Source organism: Streptomyces alkaliphilus, assembly GCF_014141535.1.
In the GTDB taxonomy this organism is placed as follows: domain Bacteria; phylum Actinomycetota; class Actinomycetes; order Streptomycetales; family Streptomycetaceae; genus Streptomyces; species Streptomyces alkaliphilus.
The window spans coordinates 1-3,567 of the sequence record NZ_VKHT01000536.1; the positions used below are offsets into that span (position 1 = coordinate 1).

At 74.3% G+C, this 3,567-nt stretch carries 3 protein-coding genes and 1 pseudogene; 3 read left to right on the plus strand and 1 reads right to left on the minus strand.

The genetic code is table 11. The annotated features are described in order from the left end of the window. The 3 genes from FNQ90_RS16245 to FNQ90_RS16255 form a co-directional block, all read left to right on the plus strand. On the plus strand, positions 1-202 hold a 202-nt coding region (locus tag FNQ90_RS16245), incomplete at its 5' end, for a hypothetical protein (protein ID WP_228471289.1). After that, entirely contained in the window at positions 202-1,590 is a 1,389-nt protein-coding gene (locus FNQ90_RS16250) for a hypothetical protein (RefSeq protein WP_182607045.1), read from the plus strand. The genes FNQ90_RS16245 and FNQ90_RS16250, both read left to right, overlap by 1 nt. Positions 1,591-1,827: 237 nt before the next feature. Then, positions 1,828-3,030 carry a PP2C family protein-serine/threonine phosphatase gene (locus FNQ90_RS16255; protein ID WP_182607046.1) on the plus strand — a complete coding sequence of 401 codons (1,203 nt, stop codon included), beginning with the start codon at positions 1,828-1,830 and terminating at the stop codon, positions 3,028-3,030. Between the two features lie 173 nt (positions 3,031-3,203). Here FNQ90_RS16255 and FNQ90_RS16260 read toward each other — a convergent pair. Further along, a pseudogene (locus tag FNQ90_RS16260) lies at positions 3,204-3,567 on the minus strand (PQQ-binding-like beta-propeller repeat protein); the annotation flags it as partial.

A 3,567-nucleotide genomic window follows, 5' to 3' on the forward strand; every position in this document is an offset into this window, starting at 1 on the left:
GCTGATGGCCGCGCTCGGTGGGGCGGGGGCCGTCCTGCTGATCGCCGGCGTCGCCTTCGCGGTGGCCCGGGCCCGGGCGCCGCGGGCGGGCCCGGCCCGGCCGGCTCCCACCGGCGCGGCCGGCGGACCGAACACCGGTGCGGACACCGGTGCGAACGGCGACACATCGAACAACGGGTACGACACGAGAGGTGACCGGTGATGGGGGCGGTACGGGACGACGGGCACACGCCACCGAACGGGCGCGTCGGCGCCGCGGTGGCGCGCCGGGGCCGACGCACGGTGGTGGTGGCGGCCTGCGCGGCGGCCCTGCTGGCGACGTCGGCCGGCGCGTACGCCGAGGACGGTGGGGAGGGGGACGGGGCCGGTACGGGCTCCACCGGCCCGACGCGCTACCTGCCGGCGGCCGACGCCGAGCCGGTGGAGGGCACGGCGAGCACCGCCGACGCGCCCCGCATCGAGGCCGACTCCCTCTACACGGACTCCATCGAGCCCAACGAGACGCTGTACTACAGCGTCGTCCTGGACGACGTCTCCGGCTGGTTCCTGTCGGCCGTGGCGGCCCCGGCCCCGGGCACCCGGGTGGCCTCCTCGGACGGCATCCGCACCGAGTTGCGGTCCACCGGCGGGGAGAGCTGCAACAACGACAGCCGCACCTTCGGCCACGACGACGCCGCCCGCCCCATCGCGGCCTGGAGCACCCGGGTGGTGGACCCCGACCGGTCCTGCCAGGCGGCCGGCACATACCTGCTGGAGGTGACCCGCACCAGCGAGGCCACCTCCGACCCGGCGTCGTGGCCGCTGGAGTTGCGGGTGATGCGCGAACCGGAGGTGCTCGGTGGGGACACCTCCGCGCCGCACCCGGGCACCTGGCTCGACGAGATGCCGCCGGCGCCCACCGGGACCGCCGAGCGGGTCACCGGCGGGACCGGCTTCAACGACGCCCGCTCCATCGGTGAGGGGGTGTGGCGGGACGACATCGCCCCCGGGCAGACGCTCTTCTACCGGGTGCCGGTGGACTGGCACCAACAGCCCGCGGTCACGGTGGAGTTGGCAAACTCGCCCACGGGGGGCGACTTCACCTCCGTCTACGGGGCGCTGATCGTCGAGGTCTACAACCCGGCCCGGGCCCGGATCGTCGGCGTGCACAACTCCTACAGCGGCGAGCAGATCCAGGTGGAGGGCTTCGCCCCCGCCCCGGTCGCCTACGATCACCGCTTCGAGGGGGACAGCGACCTCACCCGGGCCCGTTTCGCCGGGTGGCACCACCTGGTGATCCACCTGCACGGGGAGGTCGAGCAGGTCACCGACGCCGAATCCATCGGTCTGACCATCCGGTTGTCGGTGGAGGGCGAGCCGCCCGTCGAGCCGCCGCTGTACGACGGGGATCCCTTCGCCGCCGGGTTCGGCGTCACCGAGGAGGACCGCCGACAGGCCGAACAGGGTCTGAGCGACGCCGATGTCGCCGCCGAGCGGCGGGACACCCGGCACCTGTTCGGTTTCGCCGGGATCGGCGCCGGCGTGGCGCTGCTGGCGGTGCTCGGCGGCTGGATCCTGCTGGGGCGGCGTTCCGCCGCGAAGAGCGGCTGACCGACCCGCGTCCGTCGGGATCGTCCCGCCCCACGCGCCGGGCATGGGCATTTCCTGTCGACGACGACCTGCGCAAACCGCGATCGGCTCCCGGGATCCCGCGGAGTTCCCCCGATGGTCGCGCGTGCGGGTGATCGGGGGTGTCGTCCCGGCGTGCTGGGGCGGACCGACGCGAAATCCCGTAAAGGTGGTGTCAATCGGTGAAACCGGGCAGGCGGATGAGGAGGCGGGGAGGCGATGGTGACAGTTGACCGGATCGGACTGGCCAAAGTGCTCGCGGCGGCGGAGGACGCGACGCCGGTGGCCTCCCTCCCCGTGGTGGCACGCGAGATCCACGACCGGTTCGAGGCGCGGGCGGTCTCGTTCCTGTTCGTCGACTTCACCGGCCGGGAGATGGTACGGATCGACGAGGAGACCATTTCCCCGGGCGGCCGCCCCGCCGATCGGACCCCGCTGGCCGGCAGCGTCTACGACGAGGTGCTGCGCACCCAGGACCTGGTGCGGGTCGACGGCGGCGCTCCCGGTCACCGGGTGCTCGCCCCGGTGACCAACCGCGGCGACACCATCGGGGTTCTGGAGCTGACCCTGCCGCACGTCACCGAGGAGGTGCTGGAGGGGGTCCGCGAGGCCGCGCACGCGCTGGCGTACATCATCATCACCGACCGGCGCTTCACCGACCTCTACCACTGGGGTCGGCGGACCGCCCGGTTCAGTCTGTCCGCCGAGATCCAGAGCCAACTCCTGCCCTCCGCGTCCTCCTGCGAGGCCGCCGAGTTCACCCTCGCGGGGACCCTGGTACCCGCCGACTCCATCGCCGGGGACACCTACGACTACGCCCTCGACCACGACACCCTGCACCTGTCCATCACCGACGCCATGGGTCATGACGTCGACGCCTCCTTGATGGCCACCCTTCTGGTCAACGCCTCCCGCGGTGCCCGCCGCGCCGGTACCGACCTGGCCGAACAGGCCCGCCTGACCCACCAGGCCCTTCTCGACCATGGCCATCACACCCTCGCCACCGGCCAGCTCCTGCGCGTCGCCCTGGACGGAAGCGGAGCACAGCTCGTCAACGCGGGTCACCCCTGGCCCCTGTGCCTGCGCGACGGCCGGGTGACCGAGGTGCCCCTGCACGTCAACCTGCCCTTCGGGGTCCCCTCACCCGTTCCCCACCGGGTACAGGAACTCGATCTGCGCCCCGGCGACCGTCTCGTGCTGTACACCGACGGCATGCAGGAACGCCGGGCGGAAACCGTCGACCTGCCCCGCCTGATCCGCGACACCGCCGACGAACACCCCCGGGAGACCGTGCGGGCCATGGCCGAGGCGGTCACCGAGGCGTGCGACGGCCACCTGGCCGATGACGCCACCGTCATGTGCCTGGACTGGCACGGTTTCCATCCCGGAGGGCGCCACGCCCGGGCCGGGGCCAACCGTTAGGGACCCCGCCTCCTGTGGCCCGGGCATCGTCCGCGTGGCCACGGCCCACGCCCCGGGGCGTCCGGGCGGCTCCTCCGGGCCCCGGCTGTGGGAGTGGACCGGGCGGGAGCGCCTCGGGACGGTGATACGGGAGACGGCGCCCGCTCACGCGGTGCGAACCCGCCGGGGCCGGCTCAGGCGGTGACGACGGCCCAGACCCCGGCGCCGATCAGCGCCAGCGCCACCACCAGCAGGGTCACCGCGATCGCCGGGGAGGGGCCCGGCCCCCGGCGCGGGCCGGCCTTCGACGCGGAGGCACCGGCCGGTGCCGGTGAGGCCGCGGCCATCAGCGGACTCGGCGGGGTGTGCGGGCCCGCGGAACCGTACCCGCCGGGCGTCCCGTACCCGCCGGGCGTCCCGTACCCGCCCGGGGCGCCCGCTCCGATGGGCGCGCCGGACGGGGAGAGCGTCGTGGGCTGCTCGTGCACCGGCGCCCCGGGCGCCGGCGGGGGCACCGGGGGCGGAGTCTGCGGGTAGCCGTACCCCCCCGCTGTCTCG